At 65.3% G+C, this 25,873-nt stretch carries 22 protein-coding genes and 1 pseudogene; 10 read left to right on the top strand and 13 right to left on the bottom strand.

What is annotated here, in order from left to right:
• Window positions 1-167: 167 nt before the first annotated feature.
• Together A5906_RS35805 and A5906_RS35800 are read right to left on the bottom strand one after the other, a co-directional pair.
• The gene (locus A5906_RS35805) at window positions 168-443 is read right to left on the bottom strand and encodes a hypothetical protein (RefSeq protein WP_430642443.1); all 276 of its coding nucleotides are present in this window, start codon (window positions 441-443) and stop codon (window positions 168-170) included.
• 102 nt (window positions 444-545) lie between these two features.
• Window positions 546-1,067: a GNAT family N-acetyltransferase gene (locus tag A5906_RS35800; protein ID WP_080139799.1), complete on the bottom strand. Its 522-nt coding sequence runs from the start codon at window positions 1,065-1,067 to the stop codon at window positions 546-548.
• Between the two features lie 181 nt (window positions 1,068-1,248).
• Here A5906_RS35800 and A5906_RS35795 point away from each other — a divergent pair, with 181 nt between their 5' ends.
• Genes A5906_RS35795 through fabI form a run of 4 tightly spaced genes read left to right on the top strand, consistent with a single transcriptional unit; the run spans window position 1,249 to window position 6,497 of the window.
• Window positions 1,249-3,501: a DUF3141 domain-containing protein gene (locus A5906_RS35795; RefSeq protein ID WP_080139798.1), complete on the top strand. Its 2,253-nt coding sequence runs from the start codon at window positions 1,249-1,251 to the stop codon at window positions 3,499-3,501.
• A gap of 29 nt (window positions 3,502-3,530) precedes the next feature.
• Window positions 3,531-4,493: a phosphate acetyltransferase gene (locus tag A5906_RS35790; RefSeq protein ID WP_080139823.1), complete on the top strand. Its 963-nt coding sequence runs from the start codon at window positions 3,531-3,533 to the stop codon at window positions 4,491-4,493.
• 4 nt (window positions 4,494-4,497) lie between these two features.
• Window positions 4,498-5,712, top strand: coding sequence for an acetate/propionate family kinase (locus A5906_RS35785; RefSeq protein WP_080139822.1), 1,215 nt, complete (start codon window positions 4,498-4,500; stop codon window positions 5,710-5,712).
• A complete protein-coding gene (fabI, locus tag A5906_RS35780; RefSeq protein ID WP_080139797.1) occupies window positions 5,709-6,497 on the top strand; it encodes an enoyl-ACP reductase FabI in 789 nt (262 codons plus the stop codon). Before A5906_RS35785 ends, fabI begins: the two co-directional genes overlap by 4 nt.
• Window positions 6,498-6,683: 186 nt before the next feature.
• Here fabI and A5906_RS35775 read toward each other — a convergent pair whose 3' ends face one another.
• From A5906_RS35775 to A5906_RS35755, 5 genes are all read right to left on the bottom strand, one after another.
• Window positions 6,684-7,142 carry a MaoC family dehydratase gene (locus A5906_RS35775; protein ID WP_080139796.1) on the bottom strand — a complete coding sequence of 153 codons (459 nt, stop codon included), beginning with the start codon at window positions 7,140-7,142 and terminating at the stop codon, window positions 6,684-6,686.
• 10 nt (window positions 7,143-7,152) lie between these two features.
• Window positions 7,153-7,803: a 3-oxoacid CoA-transferase subunit B gene (locus A5906_RS35770; RefSeq protein ID WP_080139795.1), complete on the bottom strand. Its 651-nt coding sequence runs from the start codon at window positions 7,801-7,803 to the stop codon at window positions 7,153-7,155.
• 4 nt (window positions 7,804-7,807) lie between these two features.
• On the bottom strand, window positions 7,808-8,455 hold the full coding sequence (locus A5906_RS35765) for a CoA transferase subunit A (protein ID WP_080139821.1): 648 nt from the start codon (window positions 8,453-8,455) through the stop codon (window positions 7,808-7,810).
• Between the two features lie 94 nt (window positions 8,456-8,549).
• Window positions 8,550-9,146 (bottom strand): hypothetical protein, encoded by a 597-nt coding sequence (locus tag A5906_RS35760; protein WP_080139794.1) that lies wholly within the window; start codon window positions 9,144-9,146, stop codon window positions 8,550-8,552.
• Window positions 9,143-10,069 (bottom strand): alpha/beta fold hydrolase, encoded by a 927-nt coding sequence (locus A5906_RS35755; RefSeq protein WP_080139793.1) that lies wholly within the window; start codon window positions 10,067-10,069, stop codon window positions 9,143-9,145. The genes A5906_RS35760 and A5906_RS35755 overlap by 4 nt, the downstream gene beginning before the upstream one ends.
• A 130-nt stretch (window positions 10,070-10,199) precedes the next feature.
• Here A5906_RS35755 and A5906_RS35750 point away from each other — a divergent pair, with 130 nt between their 5' ends.
• Window positions 10,200-12,707 (top strand): alpha/beta hydrolase, encoded by a 2,508-nt coding sequence (locus tag A5906_RS35750; RefSeq protein WP_080139792.1) that lies wholly within the window; start codon window positions 10,200-10,202, stop codon window positions 12,705-12,707.
• Between the two features lie 9 nt (window positions 12,708-12,716).
• Window positions 12,717-13,595, top strand: a complete 879-nt coding sequence (locus A5906_RS35745) for an alpha/beta fold hydrolase (RefSeq protein ID WP_080139791.1) — start codon at window positions 12,717-12,719, stop codon at window positions 13,593-13,595.
• 30 nt (window positions 13,596-13,625) lie between these two features.
• On the opposite strand, the gene A5906_RS35740 is transcribed toward A5906_RS35745, so the two are convergent.
• From A5906_RS35740 to A5906_RS35725, 4 genes are read right to left on the bottom strand one after another with little or no spacing between them, the layout of a single operon-like run.
• The gene (locus A5906_RS35740; RefSeq protein ID WP_080139790.1) at window positions 13,626-14,243 is read right to left on the bottom strand and encodes a HupE/UreJ family protein; all 618 of its coding nucleotides are present in this window, start codon (window positions 14,241-14,243) and stop codon (window positions 13,626-13,628) included.
• Window positions 14,240-14,851 carry a HupE/UreJ family protein gene (locus A5906_RS35735; RefSeq protein WP_080139789.1) on the bottom strand — a complete coding sequence of 204 codons (612 nt, stop codon included), beginning with the start codon at window positions 14,849-14,851 and terminating at the stop codon, window positions 14,240-14,242. Before A5906_RS35735 ends, A5906_RS35740 begins: the two co-directional genes overlap by 4 nt.
• Window positions 14,852-14,867: 16 nt before the next feature.
• On the bottom strand, window positions 14,868-15,818 hold the full coding sequence (locus tag A5906_RS35730) for a HupE/UreJ family protein (RefSeq protein WP_080139788.1): 951 nt from the start codon (window positions 15,816-15,818) through the stop codon (window positions 14,868-14,870).
• Between the two features lie 38 nt (window positions 15,819-15,856).
• Window positions 15,857-16,765 (bottom strand): peptidyl-prolyl cis-trans isomerase, encoded by a 909-nt coding sequence (locus tag A5906_RS35725; protein WP_080139787.1) that lies wholly within the window; start codon window positions 16,763-16,765, stop codon window positions 15,857-15,859.
• A 291-nt stretch (window positions 16,766-17,056) separates the two neighbouring features.
• On the opposite strand from A5906_RS35725, the gene A5906_RS35720 reads away from it, so the two are divergent.
• From A5906_RS35720 to A5906_RS35710, 3 genes are all read left to right on the top strand, one after another.
• The gene (locus tag A5906_RS35720) at window positions 17,057-19,081 is read left to right on the top strand and encodes a hypothetical protein (RefSeq protein ID WP_080139786.1); all 2,025 of its coding nucleotides are present in this window, start codon (window positions 17,057-17,059) and stop codon (window positions 19,079-19,081) included.
• Window positions 19,082-19,149: 68 nt separating this feature from the next.
• On the top strand, window positions 19,150-19,491 hold the full coding sequence (locus A5906_RS35715; protein ID WP_080139785.1) for a hypothetical protein: 342 nt from the start codon (window positions 19,150-19,152) through the stop codon (window positions 19,489-19,491).
• 100 nt (window positions 19,492-19,591) lie between these two features.
• A complete protein-coding gene (locus A5906_RS35710; RefSeq protein WP_080139784.1) occupies window positions 19,592-20,215 on the top strand; it encodes a putative 2OG-Fe(II) oxygenase in 624 nt (207 codons plus the stop codon).
• A 10-nt stretch (window positions 20,216-20,225) separates the two neighbouring features.
• On the opposite strand, the gene A5906_RS35705 is transcribed toward A5906_RS35710, so the two are convergent.
• Complete coding sequence (locus tag A5906_RS35705; protein ID WP_430642442.1) at window positions 20,226-22,853, bottom strand: spermine/spermidine synthase domain-containing protein; 2,628 nt, start codon at window positions 22,851-22,853, stop codon at window positions 20,226-20,228.
• A 176-nt stretch (window positions 22,854-23,029) separates the two neighbouring features.
• Complete coding sequence (locus A5906_RS35700) at window positions 23,030-25,204, bottom strand: TonB-dependent receptor (RefSeq protein ID WP_080139782.1); 2,175 nt, start codon at window positions 25,202-25,204, stop codon at window positions 23,030-23,032.
• A gap of 367 nt (window positions 25,205-25,571) precedes the next feature.
• Here A5906_RS35700 and A5906_RS43565 point away from each other — a divergent pair.
• Window positions 25,572-25,873, top strand: a pseudogene (locus tag A5906_RS43565) (hypothetical protein); the annotation flags it as partial.

The following is a 25,873-nucleotide window of genomic DNA, read 5'->3' as shown; positions in this document are numbered from 1 at the left end:
CCGCCACATGAATCTGCGGCAGGGACCTCCGCTGATATGAGCTCGCGCCGCAATTCATGATGGGAGCCTGTCGTTCTCGTCCGACAGGCAGCAACGATTGCACAGCCGGTTCTGCGGATGCAGATCATCCGCAGACTTCAGCTTCCTCCCATTCCGGTCGGTGATGGTCAGCGGCAGACATAGGTCCCGTTGACCAGCACGCGAACGCAGGCCGTGCCCGCGGCCGCTGCGCCGACGGCCGCGGTCCCGACGACCGCGCGCCTGGTGGTCCGGCGTGCCACGCCTGCGACCGACACGGGAGTCAGGGGACGCCCGACCCGTGCATCTGCCTGGCTGAAGGACAGCGATGGGCCCTGGTTGGACGATGCGCCGATGGAAACAGACATGCCTGCGCCGACCAGGATGGTGGCAACGGACAGCTTACCGATCATACCCCAATTCATGACGACCTCCGTGTTTGCAACGATGCTGCGACTGCCCCACGGGCCGGCGGGTGAACCGTTGATCAAGATCAAGGGAACGGGGGAAAATCCGGTTCGGGGCAATCAGGTCAGCTTCAACGCCAGATGAATCGTTTGAGGGTCCCGCTTCGCCGCGGGACTGAAGCCGAGCCTCTCGAAGACGCGACGCATGGCCGTGTTGTCCGACATGACCTCTGCAGTCAGTTCGGTCAGCCCAGCCTTGCACGCGAGCGCAATGAGATGCTGCGCCAGCAGCGTGCCGATGCCACGTCCCTGCCAGGCATCGACAACGACAAAGGCCATCTCTGCGCAGCCGGGCGTGGCGACGACATAGCGGCCTCCGCCGATGATCACTTCCCGGCCCGCATCCTCCGCGCAGGCGACCAGCGCCACGTGGTTCTCGAAGTCGATCTCCATGAAATAGGCGCGCTCTCGGTCCGAGAAATGGCGCTTCGGCGCAAAGAAGCGACGCTGGCGCGTCTGCATGCTGGCCTGGTCTAGCGCGGCGAGCATGCCGGCCTCATCTTCCGGCCGGAGTGCGCGGATCTCGATCGGGGTGCCGTCACGTAGCGTCTCCCGGCAAGTGAAACTTGCTGGAGTCCCCATCGCACGTCCTTTCCCCCGTTCAGCCGGTTGCCAATACGTACCGCCTGGCTCGGATCAAGCCTGCCGCGAAAGCTCGCGGCTTCCGCAGGGAACCTCGCGCTCCGTCCCTGACCGTTGACCTAAATCAACGTCGGCGATCCGCGCGCTCCTTGAATGGCTGGACGCGAAGGCGAGGGCGAGCATGGCGATGGCGAACATGGCGATGGACAATCTGAAACTGCCCGACCTGAAACTTCCCGACGGCCCGATGTCGGGCCTTGTGGCCTCCGCCGTCGAATACATGGTCGATGCGGGGCAGCGCAGTGTGTTGTTTCTGGACATCATGCGCCAGCGCGGCGACCAGTATCGCGAGCATGTCGCGCAGGTCGCACCGCATGTGCTGCAATATGCCGCCGAATTGATCGTCGACGGCCGCACGCTGGAGGAGCCGGTCAACTACGCGCTTGTGCGCATCATTCCGCCCAAGGATGTCGAGATCGACATGAGCCGGCGGCCGTTCGTGGTGGTCGATCCGCGTGCCGGCCACGGGCCGGGCATTGGCGGCTTCAAGGCCGACAGCGAGATCGGCGTCGCGATGAAGGCGGGGCATCCCTGCTATTTCATCGGCTTCCTGCCCGAGCCCATGCCGGGCCAGACCATCGAGCGCATCGCCCGCGCGGAAGCGAAGTTCATCGAGACCGTCATCAGCCGTCATCCCGAAGCCGACGGCAAGCCCTGCGTGATCGGCAATTGCCAGGCCGGCTGGGCCGTCATGATCCTGGCATCGCTGCGACCGGAGCTGTTCGGCCCCCTGATCATCGCCGGCGCGCCGCTGGCCTATTGGGCCGGCGTGCACGGCCAGTATCCGATGCGCTATTCCGGCGGCCTCCTGGGCGGAAGCTGGCTGACGGCGCTGACGAGCGATCTCGGCGCCGGCAAGTTCGACGGCGCCTGGCTGGTGCAGAACTTCGAGAACCAGAACCCGTCCAACACGCTCTGGACCAAGCAGTACAACGTCTACTCCAAGGTCGATACCGAAGCCGAACGCTATCTGGATTTCGAGCGCTGGTGGGGCGGCCACGTCAACCTCAATGCCGAAGAGATCCAGTTCATCGTCGACGAGCTGTTCATCGGCAACAATCTCGCTGCCGGCCGCATCGAGATGTCGGATGGCCAGAAGGTCGACCTGCGCAATATCCGCTCGCCGATCGTGGTGTTCTGTTCCAAGGGTGACAACGTCACGCCGCCGCAGCAGGCACTCAACTGGATCCTGGACTGCTACGCCGACGTCGACGAGATCAGGGCCTATGGCCAGACCATCGTCTATACCGTTCACGAGAGCATCGGCCATCTCGGCATCTTCGTGTCCGGCGGCGTCGCCAAGAAGGAGCACGCCGAGTTTTCCAGCAACATCGATCTGATCGACGTGCTGCCGCCCGGGCTCTATGAGGCGACGTTCGAGGCGAGAGGCGACGAGACGCTCAATGCCGATCTCGCGACCGGGCAATGGGTGATGCGCTGCGAGGCCCGCACGCTCGATGACATCCGCGCGATGGGCGGCAATTCGCCCGAGGACGAGCGGCGGTTTGCCGCCGCCAAGCGCGTCTCGGAGCTCAATCTGGCGGCCTATCAGAAGTTCGTGCAGCCCTGGGTCAAGAAAATGGTGACCCCGCAGGTGGCGGATTGGGCGCGCAACATGCATCCGCTGCGCATGCAATATGAGGCCTTCAGCAGCCAGAATCCCTGGATGTCCACCATCAAGGCCGCCGCCGATCGTGTCGAGGACAACCGCAGGCCGGTGTCGAAGGACAATCCGTTCCTGGCATTCCAGGAGCAGGTGTCGAAGCAGATCGTCCATGCGCTCGACAGCTGGCGCGACGCGCAGGAGGCTCTGAGCGAGACCATATTCCTCAATGTCTACGGCTCGCCGTTGCTTCAGGCCGCCGTCGGCATCGATCCGAATTCCGCACCCTCGGAGCGGCGCGAGATGTCGGCGGAGCATCGCGCGATGCTCGAGAGGCGAATCTCCGAGCTGAAATCGCGCATCGGCGAGGGCGGGCTGCGTGAGGCAGCTCTTCGTTCGCTGCTCTATGTCGGCTCTGCCCGCGGCATGGTGGACGAGCGCAGCATCGAGGCGCTGCGGCAGGTGCGGCGGGACCATGCCGGCCCCCGGATGACGCTGGCCGAGTTCAAGATGCTGGTCCGCGAGCAGTTCTTCATGCTGCTGCTCGATCGCGACGGCGCGCTGGCCGCGATCCCGAAATTGTTGCCCGACGACATGAGCAAGCGGCGCGAGGCCTTCGCCGCGATGCGCGAGGTGCTGTCGGCCAGCGAGGACATCACCGGCGAGCGGGCCAGGCGCCTGAAGCAGATCGCCGGGCTGTTTGGTCTGGACGGAGAGGGGGAGCTGACGTCGAACGTCGCCCCTTTCGATTCCAGGGCAAGAGCGTCGTAACGCGGATGCGTGGAAGCGGGAGTGACAAGATGTCGGCCGACACGACTGGGGCCCATTCCGGCAGCAAATACGAGCGTCTGATCGCGGCGGCGAAGGCGGCACCGCCCCTGCCGACCATCGTCGTCCACCCTTGCGACGAGACCTCGCTGCGCGGCGCCGTCGATAGCGCAAGCGCCGGCATCATTCGGCCGGTATTTGTCGGGCCCGAGCGGAAGATCAGGGAGACGGCCAGCAAATTCGGACTCGACGTGTCCGGGTTCGAGATTGTCGATGCCGCGCACAGCGATGAAGCCGCGGCCAAGGGCGTCGAGCTCATCCATGCCGCCAAGGGCGATCTGCTGATGAAAGGCAGCCTTCACACCGACGAATTGATGCGCGCCGTCACGGCCAAGACCGGCGGCCTGCGCACCGACCGGCGCATCAGCCACGTCTTCGTCATGGATGTGCCGGCCTATGCCGAGACCATCTTCGTGACGGATGCCGCGATCAACATCTTCCCCGATCTCGACGCCAAGCGCGACATCATCCAGAACGCGATCGACCTTTACAATCAGGCCGGCTTCGGCAAGTCCCCGCGGGTCGCGATCCTGTCGGCGGTCGAGACTGTGACCTCGAAAATCCCCTCGACGATCGAGGCCGCCGCCCTCTGCAAGATGGCCGATCGCGGCCAGATCACCGGCGGCATCCTCGATGGCCCGCTGGCGTTCGACAATGCGATCGACATGGAGGCCGCGCGGATCAAGGGCATCACCTCCGAGGTCGCCGGCCGCGCGCAGATCCTGGTCGTTCCCGACCTCGAGGCCGGGAACATGCTGGCCAAGAACCTCGCCTATTTCGCCAAGGCGGACGGCGCGGGCATCGTGCTCGGCGCCCGCGTGCCGGTGATCCTCACCTCGCGAGCAGATTCGCCACGCGCGCGCATGGCGTCCTGCGCGGTCGCCGCGCTCTATGCTCGCGCCCGGCGCCAGCAGGCGCCGACAGTGGCGGCGTGATGCCATGGATACGATCCTCGTCGTCAATGCCGGCTCCTCCAGCGTCAAGTTTCAGGTCTATTCGATCGAGGGCGAGGGAACCCTTCGGCGGCAGATCAAAGGACAGATCGATGGCATCGGCAGCCGTCCGCGCCTGCGGGCCGGCGGCGCGAGCAACGGCCCCTTGGTCGATCGCGCCTATCCGATCGAGGCCGTGCCGGATGTGCCGGCGGCAATGGCTGTCGCCGGCGACTGGTTGCGGAACGAGCTCCGGGTCACGCCGATCGCGGTCGGCCACCGCGTCGTGCATGGCGGTCCGGATTATTCGCGGCCGGTCGTGATCGACCACGGCGTCGTGTGCCGCCTCGAGCGCTTCGTCAGCCTGGCGCCGCTGCATCAGCCGCATAATTTGGCGCCGATCCGCTCGCTCCTTGCGGGCTTCCCGACGCTGCTCCAGGTCGCCTGTTTCGATACCGCCTTCCACCGCACACACGAGGCGGTCGCAGACCATTATGCCATCCCGCACCAGCTTCATGCCGAGGGCGTGCGGCGCTATGGCTTCCACGGCCTGTCCTATGAGTACATCGCCCGGACGCTGCCCAACGTCGCGCCCGATATCGCCCGCGGACGCGTGATCGTCGCCCATCTCGGCAGCGGTGCCTCGATGTGCGCCTTGAAGGACGGGCGCAGCGTCGAGAGCACCATGGGCTTCACGGCGCTCGATGGCCTGCCGATGGGAACGCGGCCGGGACAGATCGATCCCGGCGTGGTGCTCTATCTCATCTCGGAGAAGGGGATGTCGGCTACGAGGGTGCAGGACTTCCTCTACCGCGAGTGTGGACTGAAGGGCCTGTCCGGCGTCAGCAACGACATGCGGGAGCTCGAGGCGAGCACGGAGTCCCATGCAAGGCTCGCGATCGACTACTTCGTCTACCGGATCGGGCTCAGTGCCGGCATGTTGGCTGCGGCCCTGCAGGGTCTGGATGCCTTCGTCTTCACCGCCGGCATCGGCGAGAACTCGGCATCGATCCGGGCGCGCGTGGCAGAGCAGCTCGGCTGGCTCGGCGTCACCCTCGATGCCGACGAAAATGCCCGTCATTCACGACTGATCTCGCAGCCCGGCAGTCGCGTCCCCGTCTATGTCGTGCCGACCGACGAGGAACTGATGATTGCGCGGCATACGCTGGCGATGCTGGTCAACGGTCCATCGCTAAACACACGATCTGAGAGGGTGTCATGATCCCAATATTCCCGGACAGCAAGGTGGCCCTGAAGGGAAAGAAGGGCCTGATCGTCGGCATCGCCAATGACCAGTCCATCGCCTGGGGCTGTGCGCGGGCGTTTCGCGGGCTCGGCGCCGATCTCGCCGTCACGTACCTGAATGATCGCGCAAAGAAGCATGTCGAGCCCCTGGCGCAGGCGCTTCAGGCGCCGATCTTCATGTCGCTGGACGTGATGGTCGAAGGACAGACCGAAGCGGTGTTCGAGCGCATTGCGTCCGAGTGGGGCCAGCTCGATTTCCTGCTTCACTCGATCGCCTTCTCGCCCAAGGAGGCGTTGCACGGCCGCGTCGTCGATGTCGGCCGCGACGGCTTCCTCAAGACCATGGATGTCTCGTGCTGGTCGTTCATGCGCATGGCTCATCTCGCCGAGCCGCTCATGAAGAACGGGGGCACCCTGTTCACCATGACCTATTACGGCAGCCAGATGGTGGTGGAGAACTACAACGTCATGGGCGTGGCCAAGGCCGCGCTCGAGGCCTCGGTCCGCTACATCGCGGCTGAGCTCGGTCCGAAGGGGATCCGCGTTCACGCGATCTCGCCGGGCCCGCTGGCGACGCGTGCCGCGTCAGGCATTCCCGAATTCGACGAGCTCATGGACAAGGCGCAGTCGAAGGCCCCTTCGCGCAGCCTCGTCAGCATCGACGACGTCGGCAACGCCACGGCTTTCCTGGCGCTCGACGGCGCCAAGCTGATCACCGGCGGCGTGCTCTACATCGACGGCGGCTATCACATCATCGACTGAGCGCAGCCCGCGTGTCGTCACGCCGGGTTGCCTGTCGGGAGGTTTGAGGGCTGATCGTGGCATCATGCCAGTGTTTTGCCCGACGGGTCAAACTGCTTTTCGCCGGCGAAAAAAGCCGGACGAAAAACTGCAATGCCGTCAATGCCCCCGCTACTGTGCATGGGGTTGTTTTCGACCTTTTTTGATTCAGCGATAGTGCAGGGCGATCAGCTCGGCGATGCAGGCTGGCTTCGTGCCGCCCTCGATCTCGATCACGAGGTGGTAGTTGACGCGGAGGCCGTCCGGCGGCACGTCCTCGGCTTCAGCGACCGTGACGCGGCCGCGCAGCTTCGAGCCCGCTGGCACCGGCGCCAGATATCTGATCCGGTCGGCGCCGTAGTTCAGCGTGTTGCGGAGGCCCTTGAGGCCGATCACCGAGCGGATGAAGAGCGGCGCGAGCGCCAGCGACAGCAGGCCATGGGCGATGGTCTTGCCGCCGGGCATCTCCTTGGCTGCGCGCTCCTGGTCGACATGGATCCATTGCTCGTCGCAGGTCGCCTCCGCGAACTGGTCGATGCGCTGCTGAGATACCTCGACCCAGCCGCTGACGCCGATCTCGGTGCCGACCGCGGATTTGATCTCGTTGAAATCGCTGAATACGCGCATGGTTACCCCATCAGATCTTCATTTCCGGGACGGCGTCGGGAATGACGAGCTCGGCATCCGTCACCGCCAGGACCTCGCCGATGCTGATGCCCGGTGCCGTCTCCAGCAGTGTCGCCTTGCCGTCGGGAAAGCCGATCACCGCCATGTCGGTGACGACGAGGTTCACGGGCCGCGCCGAAGTCAGGGGCAGCGTGCATTTGGCCACGATCTTCGACTTGCCCTTGGCCGCGTGCTGCATGGCGACGATGACGCGCCTGGCGCCGCTGACGAGGTCCATCGCGCCGCCCATGCCGGGTACCATCTTGCCCGGGATCATCCAGTTGGCGAGCAGGCCGTGCGCATCGACCTGCAGGCCGCCGAGCACGGTGACGTCGACATGGCCGCCGCGGATCAGGCCGAACGACATCGCGCTGTCGAAGGTCGCGGCGCCCGGAAGCGCGCTGATCGGACGGCCGCCGGCATCGGTGAGCAGGGGGTGCGCCATTCCCTGTTCCGGTATCGGCCCGGTGCCGATCAGCCCGTTCTCGGACTGGAAGAAGACCTTCAGCTCGGAGGGAACGTAGTTCGCCACCAGCGTCGGGATGCCGATGCCGAGATTGACGAGATTGCCTTCACGAAGCTCTTTGGCGACGCGGCGGGCGATGATGATCTGCGGATCCATGGGGTCACCCGTTCGCAATGATGTAGTCGACCAGCGGCGCCGGCGTGACGACGTGATCGGGCGCGATGACGCCGACGGGCACGATATTCTCGGCCATGACGATGACGGTGTCGGCCGCCATCGCCATGATCGGATTGAAATTGCGCGCGGTCAGCGCATAGGAGAGATTGCCGAGATAGTCGGCGAGGAAGGCGTGGATCAGCGCGAACTGCGCGCGGATGGCGGTCTCCAGCAGAAACGGTTTGCCGTCGACCTCGATCTGGCGCTTGCCCTCCGCAACGAGCGTGCCGACGCCGGTCGGCGTCAGCACGCCGCCCAATCCGCATCCGCCCGCTCTGATGCGTTCGACGAAGGTGCCCTGCGGCACGAGATCGACCGAGATCTGGTTGCCGAGCATCTGCTGCTGGGCCTTCGGATTGAGGCCGATATGCGTCGCCGTCAGCTTCGAGACCAATGTCGCATCGAACAGCTTGCCGACGCCCTTGCCGGGCGTCGCGGCGTCGTTGCAGATCAGGGACAGGCCTGCCTTGTTCTGCCGGACGAGTTCATCGAGCAGACGTTCCGGTGTCCCGACGCCCATGAACCCGCCGACCATGACGCTCGCGCCGGACGGGATCATCGCGACGGCTTCTTCGACGGAAACGACCTTCATGAGCGGACCTCCGGTCGGCCAGTGCAGGTTGAATTGCGGGTCGATGTTGAAGGTGAGCGGACTGGCAGCTTTGATCTGCGTCAAGGCTGCAGGCTCATTGCTGCGTGACGACGCCGATGCTTCCCAGCGTCTCGCTCCAGAGCCTGCGCACCTCGGCATGCCGCCGCTCGAGCGCCGCGCTCACGGCGTCGCGGAAGGGCAGCAGATCCGATCCTTTCAGGAACAGGATCTGCGCCTGCAACAAGCGGCCGCTCTCGAACTCGATGCGGCGCAGCGCCGTCACGAAGGGATCGTCGGCATTGGCGTCGATCGGCAGCAGGGCCGCGGGCCGGATTCCGGCGTGGACGGCGTGCGCGAGGATGGCGAGCCGGACCGCCTGCGCGAGGGCGTGATCGGCGATGCCTTCGATCGGTGCCGGAAGCCAGGCCATCTCCCACGACGCGGCGATGGGACCGAGCGCGAGATCCGGAACCCAGGCGGTCGCACGCATCAGCAGCGAAACGATCTCGCTCTCGCGATAGAGCTGGGCATTCAGCTCGGTCTGCCAGGCTGCGTCGAACTTCGCGGGAAGGGCGAGCCCGAATTGCCGCGCCAGCGCACCATGGGCGGAAAGCAGGAACGCGGAGACCCGCGTCTGCTGACGCGGCGGGATGCGTCCGTCAGCCTCCAGCGGTCCGAACAACGCGCTCATGTTGTCGCCCTCGGCACCGGGATCGCGCGCAGATGGTCATACCCGTCCGGAAACGGCGACAAGTCTCCGCCGGCCTCGTCCGGCGCGATCAGGACCTGCTTGTTGCCCTGCCAACGGCCCGCCATCACGTCCTCGGCGAAGCGCGCCAGCAAATCGGCGGTGAGCGCGGCCTTTTCGAGGGTAAAGGCGTGATAGGCCTTCGGGATGATGACGAGGGCGCTGTCGGGAATCTCGACCCTCAGCGTCTCGTGCAACGCGCGTGGCGTCAGGAAGTCGAACTCGCCATTCAGGATCATGGTCGGGGCGGCGATGGCGGAGAGAAGCGGCGTCAGGGGCTGGAAGTCGAGAAACGACTCCATCAGGTTCTGAAGGGCGTAGACGTCGTTCACCAGCCAACCCTGCCGCTTCACGCTGTCGAGCTTGTCCAGCAGCGGCTTCAGCCATTGATCCGAGAGGTTCATCGGCAGCAGCAGATCCTGGAGGTAACTGGTGCCACCAAGGATGAGGCCGGTGCGCAGGGCATTGCCGATCAGCAGCAGCTGCGGCGAGAGCTCCGCAAAGCAGCTCATCGGCACGAGCCCCGACAGCCGCGCGCCGTGCTCGATGGCATAGCGCAGGGCGATCAGGCCGCCGAAACTGATGCCACCGAGGAAGACCGGACCATCACCGAGCTCGCCGATCAGGCGATGCAGCACGGCGACGTGGTCGTCCTGATCGATGAACAGCGCAGGCTTGTCGGAGACGCCCTGGCCGAGCAGATCGAATGTCGCGACGCGAAAATGCCGCGCGATCAGCGCGTCGCGATAGGTGCCCCAGAGCTCGGAATATTGTGTGAGACCGTTAACCAGCACGTAGGCCGGCCCCGCCGCCGGTCCGTCGAGCTCATAGCGGATCCGATATGAGCCATGACTGAGGAAGGGCATTGCGGGCACCGGCCGGCGTGACGATGGCCGATCCTCGGCGCCGGCGCGGGGATTCCATTGAGCTAAATCAAACCTCCAAGAAGCATGCAACCTAGCGTGCACGCAAAATACTGCCAGGAGGAGGTTCGCCATGACCGGGAGAAGCGCGCTCCAGCGTTGCATCGTCAGCCTGATCTTGTTGCTGGTCGGCACCGCGCTTGCGGTGGCGCAGCCGTTCACGCGCCGCTCGTCGCAGATGCAGCATGACGGTCTCAAGAAGACATATGAGATCGCGAATTTCCGGCTCGGCGGAAAGTACGACCTCTCCGATCCCTCGAAATGGGAGAATGGCGGCGAGGGCGGCGTGACGTTGGAGTCTCTCGGCGGTGGCAAGCTGCGCACCGGCTATATCGCGATCGGCAACGCGCGGCGCAATGCTGCCGGCGAGATCACCAATGCGGTCGTGATCAACTCCTATTATTCCGGCGACTCCACCGACATGTACGAGCAATGGGTCAAAGGCGCGGCCCTGTCGGGCGGTGTCCCGGTCATCGGCCCGGGCCGGCCGATCGACACCGACCGCTACTACGTCATCATGGTCGATCCGCTCGGCACCTGGGGTGCAAGCAAGCCGTCCGACGGTCTCGGCATCAAGTTTCCGCAGTACAGCTACTACGACATGGTGCAGGCGAACTATCGCCTGCTGCGCGACGAGCTGAAGGTCGCGCGCGTCGCGCTGGTCACCGGCGTCTCCATGGGCGGCACCCAGACCTATGTCTGGGGCGTCATGCATCCCGAATATATCGGTGCCTTGATGCCGATCGGTGGCACCACGCAGTCCGACGGTGAGGATCCCGTCGGCAACTGGACCTTCCAGATGATGACGGCGGCGATCCAGGGCGATCCGGTCTGGCAGGCGACCAAGGGTGACTATTACAAGCTGCCCAAGGAGAAACACCCGGTGCCGGGCGTGGCCTTTGGCTGGTCGATCCTCGGCATGACGGGCTATGACTTCGCCTTCCGCACCACCCAGAACTGGACGGCCGTCCAGCCCGAAATCTTCTACTGGGATCCGCCGAACGAGAAAGCCGGCTTGAACGTCACCAACCGCGCCAAGCTCTATGACGCGGTCGACCTCGTCTGGCGCAACCGGGTGGGCGAGAGGCACAACGTCAATCCCTACCTCGGCCGTATCCAGGCGCGCACGCTGGTGATGCACATCACCAATGACCTCTGGCTGAACTTCAAGCTCGCCCAGAAAGCCGTCGACCGCGTGCCCGGCGCGGATCTGATCGCCGAGGAAAGCCCGGTCGCCCATTATGGCGTGTTCCCGCTGATCAACAATCGGAAGAACGACCCGAAGTTCGTCGCCTTCATGGACGACGTCGCCAGCCTCGATCGCGCGCAGAAATTCGTCGACAAGAACTACCGCGTGCCGGGCGTCGCCGAGAAGATCGATCCCGAAAAATCCTTCTGGAAGGATTTCGTGACCTATCCCTATCCGGTCAAGTTCGCCAGTGCCAAGGACAAGAGCGGCAATGCCTGGCAGATCGGCTACATGGATGAATATGCCGGCACCGACAAGGATCCGAAGGTGCTCGTCATCATTCACGGCAAGGGCGCATTCGGCGGGCACTACGGCAACATCATGCAATATGCGCTACGCAGCGGCCTGCGTGTGATCGTGCCCGACCTGCCGCATTACGGCATGTCCGGTCCCGGCAATCTCGACAAGAGCCCCGCGCGCACCATGCAGGACATGCGCGAGGTCATCTACGACCTCGTCGTCAACCAGCTCGGCGTCAAGAAGGCCTATTATCTCGGTCACTCGCTCGGCGGCCAGTTCGTGGCGGGCTATGCGCTGACCTGGCCGGACGCGGTGCAGGGCCTTGCCTTGGAAGCGCCCTCCGGCCTCGAGGAATATCCGCGCGAGATCACCATCGCCAAGGACAAGAAGGCGCCGCTGTTCGCAGACGGCCTCGGCCGTGATTTCGACAAGTGGAAGCAGGTCTGGGACCAGACCGGCATCCTCGCGGCGGAGAAGGCGCGCGATGAGCAGAACATCCGTGACTTCTTCTATTTCAGGAAGCGCGATCCGAACACGGGCGCGGTATCGGCGGCCAAGAGCGGGTACTTCTTCAGCGACAGCGAATACGCCCGCTTCCACACCGAGCAGCGCGTCGGGCTCACCAGGGGCAATCCGAAAGAGCTCGAGCAATGGTGCAACGTCTTCATCTTTGACATCTACACGATCGGAGCGGAACTCCAGCAGGACGATCCGAAGAACCTGTACGAGCGCATCACCCAGATCAAGGCGCCGATCTTCCTGTCCTTCGGCGACAAGGAGCCGTTCATTCCGACGCCGGCGTTCAACGGGCTCACGGACCTCGGACGCGACGTCATCACACCGTTCATGTCGCGGATGACCAACGCCGGCAACCGGCCGATTCTCAAGATCTATCCGGAGACCGGACATTTCATCCATACGGATAACCCGGTCGAGTTCTCCGTCGACGTGGTGGACTTCGTCACCAAGGGAACGGTCGATACGTCGTCGCCGCTCGGCACCGACCGCATGATCAGGGGAGCGGTGGCATCGGCGCTGCCGGTGGCGCCCACGCCTCCCGGCGCGGCACCGACGGCGGGCCTCAACAAATAGGAAGCTCCGATGCCGCGGGTGCAGGCAGGCGAGGTCCAGCTTGGCTGGCGAGAGTGGGGAAAAGGCGACGTCACTGTCGTCTTCATCCACGGCAATCTCGCCAGCAAGGACTGGATCGAGCTCGCCGCGCCGCTGTTTCCATGGGGGCTGCGGGTCATTGGCCTCGACTGGCGCGGCTGCGGTGACAGCGACCGGCCGAAGCCGAATGCGGATTATTCCAACTATTCCATGCAGCAGCACGCCGAGGACATGCTGGCGGCGCTCGATACGCTGGATGTCGGCTATTGCCACCTCGCGACGCATTCGACCGGCGGCATCATCGCCGCGCGCATGCTGCTGATGCAGCCGCGGCGCTTCGGACGGGTGCTCGCGCTCGATCCGGTGACGCCGCTTGGCATGACCTTCAATGCCGACCAGATCGGCCTGTTCCGATCGATGATGTCGAGCAAGGAACTGACTCGCACCGTTATGGCAACGGCCGCGTCCTCGCTGTTCGTGCCGGAAAGCATGGCGCCGAACGCCGTCCCGCGCTTCCGCGAAGGGCTGGGCGAGATCGAGGCGTTGTTCGACCGCGTCATCGACCAGACGTTTGGCGTCTCGGAAGGAATCTGGATCGGCACCCCCGTCAACCTCACGCGCGAAAAGGAAAGCCGCGAGCTCGAGCGCCGCATGCCGGAACTGCGGCATCCGCATATGGTGCTGTGGGGCGAAAAGGACGGCTGGATTGCGCCGGACGATCTTCGCGCGATGGCCAAGGCGATGCCGGACTGCCGTCTCGTGATCGTGCCCGGCATTGGGCATTCGATGAATCTCGAATGCCCCGCGCTCTATGCCGGCTATTTCGGCGGCTGGTTCGGCGGGCTGCCGGCCACCCTGGCTGCTGACTGATCTTGCTGCAAGGGCGGCCCTGGCCGCCTCTCACGATGCCAGTGCGAGGCTTGCCATCATCAGTCCAATCGCGGCGATCCAGCCGCCAAGTGCGCGAATGGCAATGGCGCGCCAGGACGTTGCGCTGTCCGAATTCGTTCGCTTGAAAACCGTCGTCAGCGCCATCGCCAGCGTGATGGCGGCGTAGCCGACACACGTCAATCCTGCGGCAAACAGCACCCGGTCGGTTTCGGGCGCGAGGTCGGCGCCGTTGGCAGCCCCCCTGATCACGGCGACTGCGAAGGCCATCGCGCTGAGCAAAACGGTGGGCACCTGCACGGCGGCCGCCAGCAGCAGGCCGATTGCGAGCATCATTGCCGCATCCGCAAGCTGCGTGGACGCCGCGCCGAGGACGCGCCCGAGCAGCAAGCCGGCCACCAGTCCGAGCGGAAACAATGCGATGAGCCAGCGGCCCTTTGTGGCTCCCAGCGTACCCGCCAGCACGCCGGTTGCGGTCCAGAGAACGACATCCTGGAGATCGGTGAGTGGATGCACGACACCCATGTAGAAATCGCCGAGGCGGGCCGGGACGATATGCGCCTCGGCGGCATGTCCGCCGGAGAGCAGCATCGCTGTTGCGATCAGCAGGCGTGCGGAGTTCAGCTTCATGCGAAGGCTCCGACGCCCTGTGCGAGGAAGTAGCAGCCGATGGCCGCAATGCCGGCCCCAAGTCCCTGGATGAGGCGCTCGCCGGCGGGCCAGCGCGTCAACGTCCCGATCGCGATGCCGCACAGATGCAACAGGCCGGTGGCGCTGACGAAGCCGACGCCATAGGCGAGCGCATTCGCTGCCCGCGGCAGCTCGGCGCCGTGCGCATGACCGTGAAAGATCGCAAACACCGCGACGACGAGGGCGGCGGCGGCAAACGGCAGGCGCAGCCGGGCGGCGACGGCAACTCCCAGGATCACGGCGGAGATCGCAATCATCACCTCCGGCATTGGGAGCGGCACGTGCAGCACGCCCAGCACTCCGCCGATCGCCATGACGAGCGGGAAGGTGATCGGCAGGATCCAGATGGCCGGCGCGCCGAGTTGCGCGCCCCAGATCCCGACGGCCACCATTGCGATCAGATGGTCGATGCCCGTGATCGGATGGAGCAGGCCGCTGGCGAGGCCGCCCGCTACGCCGGCCTGCTCGTGGGCGAGGGCCGGTTGCATCAGTGCGAGCGAAACGATCGCGGTCGTGAGGGGGAGGGGAAGGCGCAAAGACAAAGACATTGTGTGGGACTCTCGCTCAGATCACGGCGAACACGCGCACCAGACGGCCGAAGAACCAGAACATCGAGACCGACCCGATGAGATAGGCCGGGAGAGCCTCGCCCCAGCGCGGCACGACGGCATCGAGCCGGCGGTGCGCCCAGATCAGGGCAAGCACGAGCAGCACGAAGGCGAGCTGTCCGATCTCGACGCCGATATTGAAGAACAGCAACGCTGCGGGAAGCAGGCGACGTTCGAGCCCGAGTCCCGCCAGCGCGCTGGCGAAGCCGATGCCGTGCACAAGGCCGAAGCTGAACGCCACGATCCAGGGATAGCGCGCGGTGAGTCCGATCTCGCCGCGCTGCTGCTTGACCATTTCCACCCCGATGAAGGCAATGCTCAATGCGATGCAGGCATTGAGCGGACGTTCCGGCACGCCGATCAGACCGAACGCTGCCGCCGCGAGCGAGGCGCTGTGTCCGATCGTGAAGGCCGTGATGGTCTTCAACAGACGCCAGCCGCCGCCGACGATCCAGATCAGGCCCAGCACGAACAGCAAATGATCGGCGCCGAGCAGGATGTGATCGATGCCGTAGTTCACGTAGGTCCTGGCGAGCTCGAGCCACACCTCGAGCGTCGGTGCGCCGGTGCCGAGAACCGAGACGACGGGATTGGCCGTCGAGATCGTGTAGCTACGCGGCTCGCCCTCGATCGGAATGACCTTGATGAGGACGACCGACATGTTGGAGCCGAGATTGGTGATGGTGATCGGTCCCACCAGCCCCTTCGCGCCGCAGTTCATCTCCGGCAGGCGGAGAAAGCAGTGCGGCGGCACCCGCAGGTCGACCCGCGATGCCCCGATCGAGGGCTCGATGCTCCAGCGGCCGACGAAGGCGCCGGGCCGCACCTCGCGGAATTCGAGCACGCCCATCGCGGCTTCGTGCGCGCTGAGCGCCGATGGCCGCATGAGCATGGCGAGCGCCAGCATCAGGGCCGGCAGCGCCAATCTCAGATACTGGATTGCTCTCACGGCTCGTACCGTACCTGATAGGACGCCTTCAGCCGCTTGACTGCCTCCCAGGCCAGCTTGCGGGTCTCGTCCGTATGCCAGATCCTGGCGGCCTCGTCCCGAACCTGGTCGAGGCTGGCAAGAGTCCCTTCGCGCCGCGAATCCAGCCGGGCGACATGCCAGCCGTCCTTGGACTGCAGCAGCCTCCATTCGCCTTCCGGCATCGCCAGCAGTTGATCGCGGAAAGCTTCGCCGAAGGCTGCGGGAAGGCTGTCGACCGGCCGGGCAAGGATGGCGCGCGTGAGATGCTGCAGCTCCTCGGATTCGCGCTGCTGGACGATATCGTCGAGCTGATGCTGTGCCGTGGCCTGATCGGTGGGCGGGGTGATGTAGAAGGAGACGCGCTCCGGCTCGTCGAACCGGGCGTGATTGTCCGCAAACCATGCCTGCAGCTGCTCGTCGGTGGGACGCGGCAGGCGGATCTGGTCGAAGATCAGCAACTGCATCTTAAAGGCAATCCGGTCGCGGATCGTCTCGTCGCCGCGGTCGACGCCAAGCGCCTTGCCTTCGCGGTAGAGGATCTCGCTCGCGACCCAGCTGTCGATCATATTCTGGAGCTGCGCGTCGGAAGGAGTGCGCTCCTTGTCCTCGTCGAAATTGTCGATGAAGGATTGCCGCATCGCTTTGGTCACCGTGATGACCTTTTCGTCCTTGGCAGGCGGATGCAGCACGCCGTCGATGCCGAAGATGATCGCTCCGAGCAGGGTGAAATGCAGCAAGGGTTCGCGCGAGAGGCGCACAAGCGTCGAGACGAACGACCGCGAGGACTTTGCCGCGCTATCGGCGACATCGGCGGCCGCTTCCGAACCTCCCGCGTGCGATATCGAAAAGGACTGCACTTCAACTGGTGTTGCCGGCATTGACATATCGTTGTCACAAATCTCGCAGCACGCGCCGCCGCCTCAAGCAGCAGAGCATTTCAACTGTCATCGTCACGCGACGCGGAAAATGCAACGGACAATCGCTGGAGGCAAGATGCCTGGCGGAAATTGCCGACATGCGCGCACCAAACATAAATCCTTCACGAAGCTGTATCGGAACTCTGGTCATCATCGCCGCGCGCAGGGAGTCGCTCACGCCGTTGGATCACATGGTGTTCGAATTCCCAAAGTCTCTGCTGTTGTTTCGCGATATCTGACTTGAATGAGGGGAGAGAGATGTTTCCATCTGGCAAGACGATCCTGTTGACCGCCGCATCGGCATCATTGGCGCTGACTCAGAGTGCTGCGGCCGAGGAGTTCGGTCGGGGCGAGCGCCGCGGCAATCCCTACGTTGCTGGTGACATGCACAATCACAATACTTGCACCGATGGTTCGGTTGCCGCCGGCTACACGATCGACCGCGCGGTCGGGCGGGGCACCGCGTCCGCAGGCGGCAACAATTTCGATCTCGACTGGTTCACGCTCGGCAACCATGGCGGTTCCGGCAATCGCGACTGCCGCTTCAGCGACACCAGTGCCAACATTCCGGGGCAGACCACGACGACCTGGAGCCAGACGCTCGGCCAGACCATCGACGGCATCACCATCAGCAGCCTGAAGGGCACCCCGAATGGCTCTGGCACCAGTGCGCAGATGTGGCGCTGGCAGTCGATCCGCGAGGTCGAGTACCCGACCATCGTCAATCGTTCGGCGCGCTACGACAAGGTGCTGATCGAAGGCCTCGAGTGGATCGCGCCCGGTCACGAGCACGTCGACGTCGCCGTCATTACTGGGCAGCACCCGATGCACTCGTGGAAGGGGCCCGGCAACGCGGACAAGATGGCGGAATTCGAATACCGCTTCGATCGCGCCGACACCGACGCGATCGGACCTGTGATCGACGCCGGCGGTAACCAGCTCTGGCCCGGCAAGGACAACGTCAACAACACCGGCACGGCAGGCCACCAGAAGGCGCTCACGGGCATCAAGTGGCTGCAGGCGAACTACCCGCTGCACTCCTACGTCATCCCGACCCACACGGAACGCCAGGGGCCGTTCAGCGCGACCGCCAACAAGGGCTACAACATCGAGCACTTCCGCGACTTCAACAATGCGGGCCCGACGGTTGCGTTCGGTATCGAATCGCCTGGCCACTTCGCTGAAGGCGGCGCGAATGGCGGCTCCGGCTCGTACACCTCCAACGCGGTCGGCGGCGGCACCTACGGCATGAGCGGCATCTACACCGCCAAGGTCGGCGGCCTCTGGGACGGACTGCTCGGCGAGGGCCGCAACTTCTTCATGTATGTGAGCTCCGACTGGCACAGCCGCGGTGCAGGCGGTGCGCGTGACTCCTTCACGACGGCCGATTTCATTCCCGGCGAATACACCAAGCTGTATGTTCCGAACGCCGGACGGTTCTCGTCGCAGCACGTCGTCGACGGCATGCGTTCCGGCAACTCGTACTCGGTCAATGCGGACCTCATCGGTCCGGATCTGGTGTTCCGCGCCAAGACGCGCGGCGACGACTGGAAGACCATGGGCGAGACGCTGGTCGTGCGGCCCGGCGAGAAGATCACGGTCGAGATGGAGCTGACCGTGCCGCGGGAGAACAACAGCCCCTATACCTTCAACAACCCGCTGCTGGTGCCGGTGGGAATCAAGCAGCCGCTGAACAAGCCGTCGCTCGACCACGTCGATCTGATCACCGGCCAGATCACCGGCGTCGTTGCGCCTAACTCGCCCAACTACGCGGTGGCGAATGCCGCGGGCACGGCCGGCGCGTCGATCGTGTACAATCCCTCGGCGACCATCGCCCGGCAGATCCCCGCGACGCAAATGCATCGCGAGCATCGGGGCGACCGGGACGGCGTGCGGCTGCGGTTCACGACGACGTTCACCGCGGGCACCAAGCCGTTCTACATCCGCGCGCGCGGAACCAACATTCCGAACGGCACTCCGAACGTCAGCGATACCGCCGGCAATCCGCTGCTCGATGCCAACAACGCGCAGGTCAGCTGTGTCGATCCGGCATGCCCCGCGCATCTGGAGACGGTCAACGGCGCCAAGAAGGTGACCCACGACGTTCAGGCCTACTCGAACGTCTGGTTCTACGCCAACCCGATCTTCATCAGGCCGGAAGGTTCACCGAAGCTTCTGGTCGAGACCAATGCCGAGCTGGCGCGCCGGCTCGGGCAGCGGGCCGAGCACGACCACGATCACGGCCACCACGACCAGGACGATCATCATCACGATCACTGGTGATGTGAGAACATCCGGCGGGGCGCAATGCTGCGTCCCGCCGGACTCGTTTCAGTGCCGGCACGACCGCCATGCATCCGTTTCGTATCACCGTCTGCGCACTCGGCCTGCTCGCCGGCCTCGGCTGCGCTGTGGCCGCCCCCGGCGCGGCCGTGCCCGCCCCGGAGGAACCGACCCGGGACGATTGCAATGCGGCGGTCGCGGCGGCGCGCGCATTGGCGGCGGCCTTGCCGCCCGATCATCTCTCGCGCTACTTCGCCGAACGGCACCTGCATCAGGCGCTGGTCGAAGCCGGCAATGGAGAGTTCGACGAATGTCTCGACATGGCCGCGCGTGCCTCTGACGAGGTGCGCGAGCGGCGCCACGAGCTGCGACCGGGCGAGAAGCTGAAAGTGCTCGGGGCCGACGAGTAGCGGGACCCGAGAATTTTGCAGATCCCTCGCTCTGTCATCGCAATGTCATCCTAGCCCGCGCATTGTCTGCCCGCGTTTCAAGAACAGGTGACGTTGCGACATGGATCAGATCGAACCGCTTTTTCCGATTCCGCTGCTGCGCTCGCCCGGGCTGCTTCCGCCGTCGCTGAACGAGGCCGCCGTGGCCGCGATCCGGAACACCAGGATCGAGGAGAATCTGCGTTCGGGGCAGCTCTTCCACACCGAAGTTGCCGATCCCCGCGATAACGAGCTGTTTCGTCAGATCGCCGAGCTCGCCGTCCCCAAGCTGGTCGATTTCGGTGTCCTGCTGTTCGGCGAAGAGCTGCGCTGGACCGTCAAGGAGATGTGGACCAACATGCTGGAGACCGGCGGAAACCAGACGCTGCACTCCCACGCCAACAGCTTCGTCTCTGGCATCTTCTATTTGACGCCCTCGCATCCGGCCTGCAAGACGGTCTTCGTGCGGCCGCCCGGAGGCTTCGATTTCTCCTTCCGGCATCACACGCGAGGCGCCGCCATCGGGCCCTTCAATGCTGGCAAGTATGCCTTGCCGGAGGCAGAGCCCGGCGATCTCGTGCTGTTTCCGAGCTATCTCTATCACGAGGTGCCGCGAAATCAGGGCGGCCAGCGGATCACGATCGCCTTCAACGCCATTCCCGATCACCTCGACTGCTGGGGCTATCGCATCAATTTCGCGCCGTAAGGCGCGGCGGTCACTCGTTCCGCAGGCCGAATTCGCGCAGCAGCAGCTCCCGCGCCTCCGGCCTTGCGGGCGCCGTCTCGTTGATCTTGCGCAGCAGGCGCGCGGCCGCGGCGCGGTCCGAGCCGATCAGCGATTTCGCCATGCCCATCAGCGGCCCATAGGCCGGATCGAATTCGGGGCTCAGGCGAAGCGCGTCGATGAGGCCCGGGGACGCCGCTTCGATCAGAGCGGCACCGCGCGGATCGCCCGGCAGCGACGCGCCGGCCTCGAGGAAGCGGTTGCGCGCGCGCCAATAGGCGGTGAGGCGCGCGCTCAAGGCATCGCGTCCCGCCCCGTCAGCCAGCAGTTCATTCGGATCCGGCTGAATGTCCTTCGTAACCGCAAGCAGCAGCGACCAGGGTGCTGCCCGGAGCGCACGGACATTCCGCCGCGCATCGAATGTCACGAACGGATAATCATCCGTGTTGCGCGGGCCTTGGCCGGCCAAGGCGGAGAGCGCGCGCGGACCTCCGACATACTGGCCGAGCAGGTCGATCGGGGCCTCGAACCCCAGCGGCCGCACCACATTCGCTGTCTTTGGGTCCTGAAGCCGCGCGCCGAGCGCATCGACGTCGAGCCGGCCGCCGTCGCGCGTTCCGATCAGCGCCAGCATCGGGGTGCGGACGCTGTAGTGATTGAGCCAGGCCGCGCCGTCGGGATAGACGTCGAGAAAGCCGCGGATGATGGCGCGCAGCGACGGCATGTCGAGCTGATACAGCGGCAGCCATTGGCAGAAGATCCCTCCGGGCGCCAGCCTGCGTTTGACGGCCGCGAAATGCTCCACCGTATAGAGCGCACCACTGCCGTCGAGCGCGGGATGAAACAGATCGGCGATGATCACGTCGTGCTTGTCCGTATCCGCAGCGACATAGCGGCGGGCATCCGCCACGGTCAGCCGCGGCACTGACGCCGCCGGCAGATCGACGAACCAGGGCAGCAGGTCCAACACTTCCCGCGACAGCTCGACGCCGTGCACGCTGACACCGGGCATCTGCGTCCCGCCAACCATGGTGGCGCCCGTGCCGATGCCGAGGAACAAGGCGTGGTGCGGCGCTCCGTGAAGCAACAGCGGCAGCATGGCCTGGCGATAGTCGGACCGTGTCGAGCTTGTTCCGCCCATGCGGAAGTGACCGTTGACCTCGAGGTAGCGCACGCCTGCTGCGTCATCGACGACGCTGGCTGTCGCCATCGGTCCTTCACGCACCGCGAGCAGCGCGCCGCCTGACGGTACCCGCGTCAGGGTTGGCGCAGGATCGAGCCACAGCAGGAGCGCGCACATCGCAGGTAGCGCGGACCACAGCAACGCCGACCGGCTGGGCGGCAGCAGCAGCAGATACCCCACGGCAACGGCAAGCAGCGCCGTCCAGGCGCCAAAGGCCGGGATCAAAACTTGCGCGGCCACGAGCGGCGCGATGCAGGCGCCGAGGCTGTTGATGCCGACCGCCGCGCCGACCGAGCCGCGCTGATCGCTCACCCGCTGCGCCAGCAGGCCGAACAATGCGCCCATCGCGGTCGCGGGGACCAGGAAGAGGGCGATCGCCACCGCCAGTTCGCCGAACACGTCCGCGGCCGATGCGCCCTCGACCAGCCGGCCGGCATAGGGCGTCAGCGCCGCAGTCGTGATGCAGGCGAAAGCCGTTGCGGCCAGCAGGCCGCGGAGATTTCCGCCACTCGCGTCGCGCCCGGTCCGCTGCCAGAGCAGGCCGCCTGCCGCGGTGCCGAGCAGATACGCGGCCAACAGTCCTGCGAAGGTGTAGACGGTGTCTTCCATCACTTGCGCGGCGAGCCGGACCACGAGGACCTCGAAAGTGATTCCGAGCAGTCCGGTGGCGAACAAAGTGATCGTAAGCCGCAGGTCACGAATTCGCACGGGCCGCGGCTGGTCGGCATCGGCTTTGCCCGCGGCCGACCCAAGTGCGAGCGCGGCGAGGGCGCAGAACGCGTTGACGCCGGCGAGGCAGATCAGAGTCCCCGAAAACCCCAGCGCCGGGATCAGCAGGAATGTGGACGCGAGCGTGCCGGCCAGAGCGCCGGCCGTATTCGCCCCATACACGCCTGACGTGACGCGCGCCTCGCCACGCGCATGTCGCGTCATCCGTTCCAGCGCGGACAGAGTTCCGCCCATGGCGATCGTTGCGGGGAGCAGCACGAGCGTTGGCAGCACGAGGCTTCCGGCCCACAGCAAGACCGGAGACGGTTCGATGCCGAGCAGAGGCGGCAGGGCGCGCCCGGCCGCCGGCAGCAGCCACACGCTGATCAGGCCCCAGACGGCGATGACAGACTCAAGGATTGCATAGACACGCCATGGCGAAGCCGAACGGCGGATCAGCCGATCGAGTGCGAACGCGCCCACGCCCAGGCCTCCGAAAAAACCGGCGATGACGCCGAGCACCGCCATCATCTCGGTGCCGAGCGCGAGGCCCAACTGGCGCGTCCACACGATCTCGTAGCCGAGGCCCGCAAAGCCCGACGCCGTCACGATGGGGACGAGCGCCCAGGGGCGTGCAGCCTGTGCACGCATCGATGCGGTCTCGTCCTGCGCCGCGCGCGCGAACCGCTCTGCCGAGGCGATCATGGTGCTATCAGGCTCAGATTGCATTCCCCTTACCTCCTGCCTCGAACGCGACCGGCTGGGCGGTCGGAGCCGGGGTCTTGCGTCGGCCGACGCGCGCTATCGGACGATCAAAGCATTCGCTCTATGTCAGTTCTTTTTGGGATTTGTGACAGCCGGCCAGCCGCCGGTTGTTTTCATGCCGGTCCCGCATCGCGCTGCGATCAGAATTTCGCCGCCATCGTCAGCCGCACGGCAAGCGGCTCGGCCGGATGGACGTGACGATCCGCAATGCCCTCGATGGGTTCACCCGGCAGTCGCGACAGATAATAGTACTCGATCTGATTGGTCTGGGCGTTGAAGAGGTTGAGCACATCGAGCTGCACCCGAACGCCGTTGTCGAATATGTAGCCAGCGCGGGCATTGAAGATCAGCGACGACCGTGAACGGACGCTGTCGTCCTCGATCAGGGGACGCGGGCCGAAATAGCGCGCCTTCAGCGCGCCGAACCAGCCGGCGTCGCCGCCGAGCGTGACCGCGCCGCTCGCTACCCACGTGGGGGCACCTGGGATGCGGGCGCCGGCCGGATTGAAATCGGTGAAGCGGGCATGGCTGTGGGCGACGTCGAGATCGACCGTCATCCACGGCAACGGCTTGTACTGGTTCGTCCACTCGATGCCGACGCGGCGGCTGGGCCGGCTCGGCTCCGTGGTGCCGGCATCGCCGACAAACAGCAGCTCCGAGTCGAAATCGAGCATGAAGACCGCGAGCGAGCTGGTCAGCCCCTCGACCGGTTTGGTGCGCAGGCCAAGCTCGGCACCGCGCGAGCGCACCAGCAGCGGGACCCGGTCGAGCGGCGTCACCTTGTCGTTGGGATCGACCGTGATCGTCGCGCCGCGGATGTCGTTGCTGTGCAGGCCGTAGCCGGCATTGGCGTAGAATTCGGTCCTGTACCAGGGGCCGAGCACGATGCCGGCCTTCGGGCTCGCCATCGATGCCTGAGCGCTACCCGAATTCTGCGGCGTGTCGCTGAAGACGTGTCCGGCGAAGACATCTTCGCGGATGCCGACCGTGGTGCGCAGCCAGTCGGTCCACCGCGTGGTCGTATCGGTCCAGAGGCCGACATTGCCCTCCTGCACGCGGTCGTCGCGCACGGTCGAAAGCCAGCTGCGCTGCTCGGTCTTGAACAGGCCGACATCAATGTCGTCATAGCGGCTCTGCACACCGACGCGGGTTTGCGCCTCGATGCCGGCGATGCGCCAGTCGAACGCATGCCGGGCATCGATGCCGCCGAGGCTGCGGCGGTCGAACTGGCTGAACTGGTCGCCGTTGACGGGGTTGTCGAGAAAATAGGTGAAATCGTTGAACAGGCGCAGGTCGGAGCGCACGACATAGGCGCGGACATTGGTTTGTCCGTAGTCGCCTGACTGTGCCCAGCTGCCGGACAGGCTGAACCGGCTGGACGTGCCGCTGTCGGTCGGATCGAGCGTGCCGAGGCGATCGACCAGGCCGTGGTCGATCGCGCGCTGCGCGACCTGGTCGGTGGAGTTCCAGCCATTGGAATAGGCCATCGCCGTCAGCGTCAGCCCGTCGGTCGCGGTGCCCTGGCTGTAGCGCAGCACGCCGTTCAGCTTGCGGACATCGTCGGGCGATCGCCACGGTCCGTCATATCTGGTGGCCTCGAGCGCCGCCAGCAGCGTGCCGGCGCCGACGGCGTTCGATGTTGCCGCCAGGGCGCGGCGATAGCCGAAGCTGGCGAAGGTCATCTCTGCGATGTTGTGCGGGAGTTTGTTGACGTAGTCGATCGCCACGGCGCCGGCGGACGCGAAGTCGCCCTGGTCGGCGAAATACGGTCCCTTGCGCACATCGACGGACCTGATCAGCTCGGGGATCAGGAAATTGATGTCGGCGTAGCCTTGCCCGTGCCCATGGGTCGGCATGTTGACGGGCATGCCGTCGACGCTGATCGCAAGATCGGTGCCGTGATCGAGATTGAACCCGCGCAGGAAGTACTGATTGGCTTTGCCCTCGCCGGAGTGCTGGGTGACGATCAGGCCCGGCACGACTTCGAGGGCCTCACCGGACCGCGAGAACGGGACGGCATTGACCTCCTTGCCGCTGATGCGAACCGCGCTGGCGGCGGTGGGCTGCAAGGAGGATGAGGCGGCGGGCGTTGCACCTGCCGTGCCGCCGTCCGCGGTCGAACTGCCCGTACGAGCGGCAGTCTGATGATTGCGCAGGTCCCCATTCTTCGGCGGCTTCTTGCGGGCGAGCCGTTTCGGAGGCTGCTCTTCCGCTGCGACAGTGACCGGGGGCAGCTCGGCGGCCGCAACCGCTCTGCGCTCCTGGGCCGCAACTGGCAACGCACAGAGGGCGGACGATGCGGCGGCCGAAAACATCCGCAACAAGGTCCCACGCACCACCACGTCTCCGCACCCCAACCAGCCCAGCAACGCCACGCTCTAGCAGGGCAGTATGACGATGCGGCAACAATGTCATACTGGGAGCTGGAGCCGGTGTCGAGGCGCGGAACGACGTGAGCGCAACAGGCCGGGGAAACATCGGCGAGGTCGCGGATGTTTCTCACAAGTGTCACATCGGCGGCCGATAAGCCTTGCTACCGGTGCTCAGTGCCTGGCGAGCCGCTTGTCTTGCCTCGGCTGGCCGCCGCCTCCTTGACCGAGAATCTTGCGCGTTGCTTCCGACAGGCCGATGACCGGGAATATGAGAGGACACAAGGCGGCGCGGCGGATCTCGGCGGGGTTCATGCTCGTGCTGGCGCCTCTGCTCGACGTGTCCGCCTCGACGTCGGCGCTGCCGGCGGATTTCTCTGACATCGACGTCCCGGGCTTGACCGGGCCGACGTCCAGCCTTGGCGACCCTCCCGCAAATTTGGCGCCGGTGGTTTCCCCAGCGCCATCACGCTCTCCGGTTAATCGGGAGGCGATGCGCGGCAATCCGCTCTGGGCAGTCCCGCTCGCGGCACTGACGGACACGAATGAGCGGCCGATCTTCTCGGCCTCGCGGCGGCCGCCGCCGCCCGCGGTGATTTCGCTGCCTGCGTCGCA

This window comes from Bradyrhizobium sacchari, from assembly GCF_002068095.1.
Classification (GTDB): Bacteria; Pseudomonadota; Alphaproteobacteria; order Rhizobiales; family Xanthobacteraceae; genus Bradyrhizobium; species Bradyrhizobium sacchari.
This window is presented reverse-complemented; position numbering and strand designations above follow the sequence as displayed.

Excerpts from the sequence above, each read along its gene's own strand:
- A5906_RS35805 (WP_430642443.1), bottom strand. The coding sequence starts at position 443 with ATGAATTGGGGTATGATCGGTAAGCTGTCCGTTGCCACCATCCTGGTC.
- A5906_RS35800 (WP_080139799.1), bottom strand. The coding sequence starts at position 1,067 with ATGGGGACTCCAGCAAGTTTCACTTGCCGGGAGACGCTACGTGACGGC.
- A5906_RS35795 (WP_080139798.1), top strand. The coding sequence starts at position 1,249 with ATGGCGATGGCGAACATGGCGATGGACAATCTGAAACTGCCCGACCTG.
- A5906_RS35790 (WP_080139823.1), top strand. The coding sequence starts at position 3,531 with ATGTCGGCCGACACGACTGGGGCCCATTCCGGCAGCAAATACGAGCGT.
- A5906_RS35785 (WP_080139822.1), top strand. The coding sequence starts at position 4,498 with ATGGATACGATCCTCGTCGTCAATGCCGGCTCCTCCAGCGTCAAGTTT.
- fabI (WP_080139797.1), top strand. The coding sequence starts at position 5,709 with ATGATCCCAATATTCCCGGACAGCAAGGTGGCCCTGAAGGGAAAGAAG.
- A5906_RS35775 (WP_080139796.1), bottom strand. The coding sequence starts at position 7,142 with ATGCGCGTATTCAGCGATTTCAACGAGATCAAATCCGCGGTCGGCACC.
- A5906_RS35770 (WP_080139795.1), bottom strand. The coding sequence starts at position 7,803 with ATGGATCCGCAGATCATCATCGCCCGCCGCGTCGCCAAAGAGCTTCGT.
- A5906_RS35765 (WP_080139821.1), bottom strand. The coding sequence starts at position 8,455 with ATGAAGGTCGTTTCCGTCGAAGAAGCCGTCGCGATGATCCCGTCCGGC.
- A5906_RS35760 (WP_080139794.1), bottom strand. The coding sequence starts at position 9,146 with ATGAGCGCGTTGTTCGGACCGCTGGAGGCTGACGGACGCATCCCGCCG.
- A5906_RS35755 (WP_080139793.1), bottom strand. The coding sequence starts at position 10,069 with ATGCCCTTCCTCAGTCATGGCTCATATCGGATCCGCTATGAGCTCGAC.
- A5906_RS35750 (WP_080139792.1), top strand. The coding sequence starts at position 10,200 with ATGACCGGGAGAAGCGCGCTCCAGCGTTGCATCGTCAGCCTGATCTTG.
- A5906_RS35745 (WP_080139791.1), top strand. The coding sequence starts at position 12,717 with ATGCCGCGGGTGCAGGCAGGCGAGGTCCAGCTTGGCTGGCGAGAGTGG.
- A5906_RS35740 (WP_080139790.1), bottom strand. The coding sequence starts at position 14,243 with ATGAAGCTGAACTCCGCACGCCTGCTGATCGCAACAGCGATGCTGCTC.
- A5906_RS35735 (WP_080139789.1), bottom strand. The coding sequence starts at position 14,851 with ATGTCTTTGTCTTTGCGCCTTCCCCTCCCCCTCACGACCGCGATCGTT.
- A5906_RS35730 (WP_080139788.1), bottom strand. The coding sequence starts at position 15,818 with ATGCTGGCGCTCGCCATGCTCATGCGGCCATCGGCGCTCAGCGCGCAC.
- A5906_RS35725 (WP_080139787.1), bottom strand. The coding sequence starts at position 16,765 with ATGTCAATGCCGGCAACACCAGTTGAAGTGCAGTCCTTTTCGATATCG.
- A5906_RS35720 (WP_080139786.1), top strand. The coding sequence starts at position 17,057 with ATGTTTCCATCTGGCAAGACGATCCTGTTGACCGCCGCATCGGCATCA.
- A5906_RS35715 (WP_080139785.1), top strand. The coding sequence starts at position 19,150 with ATGCATCCGTTTCGTATCACCGTCTGCGCACTCGGCCTGCTCGCCGGC.
- A5906_RS35710 (WP_080139784.1), top strand. The coding sequence starts at position 19,592 with ATGGATCAGATCGAACCGCTTTTTCCGATTCCGCTGCTGCGCTCGCCC.
- A5906_RS35705 (WP_430642442.1), bottom strand. The coding sequence starts at position 22,853 with ATGCAATCTGAGCCTGATAGCACCATGATCGCCTCGGCAGAGCGGTTC.
- A5906_RS35700 (WP_080139782.1), bottom strand. The coding sequence starts at position 25,204 with ATGTTTTCGGCCGCCGCATCGTCCGCCCTCTGTGCGTTGCCAGTTGCG.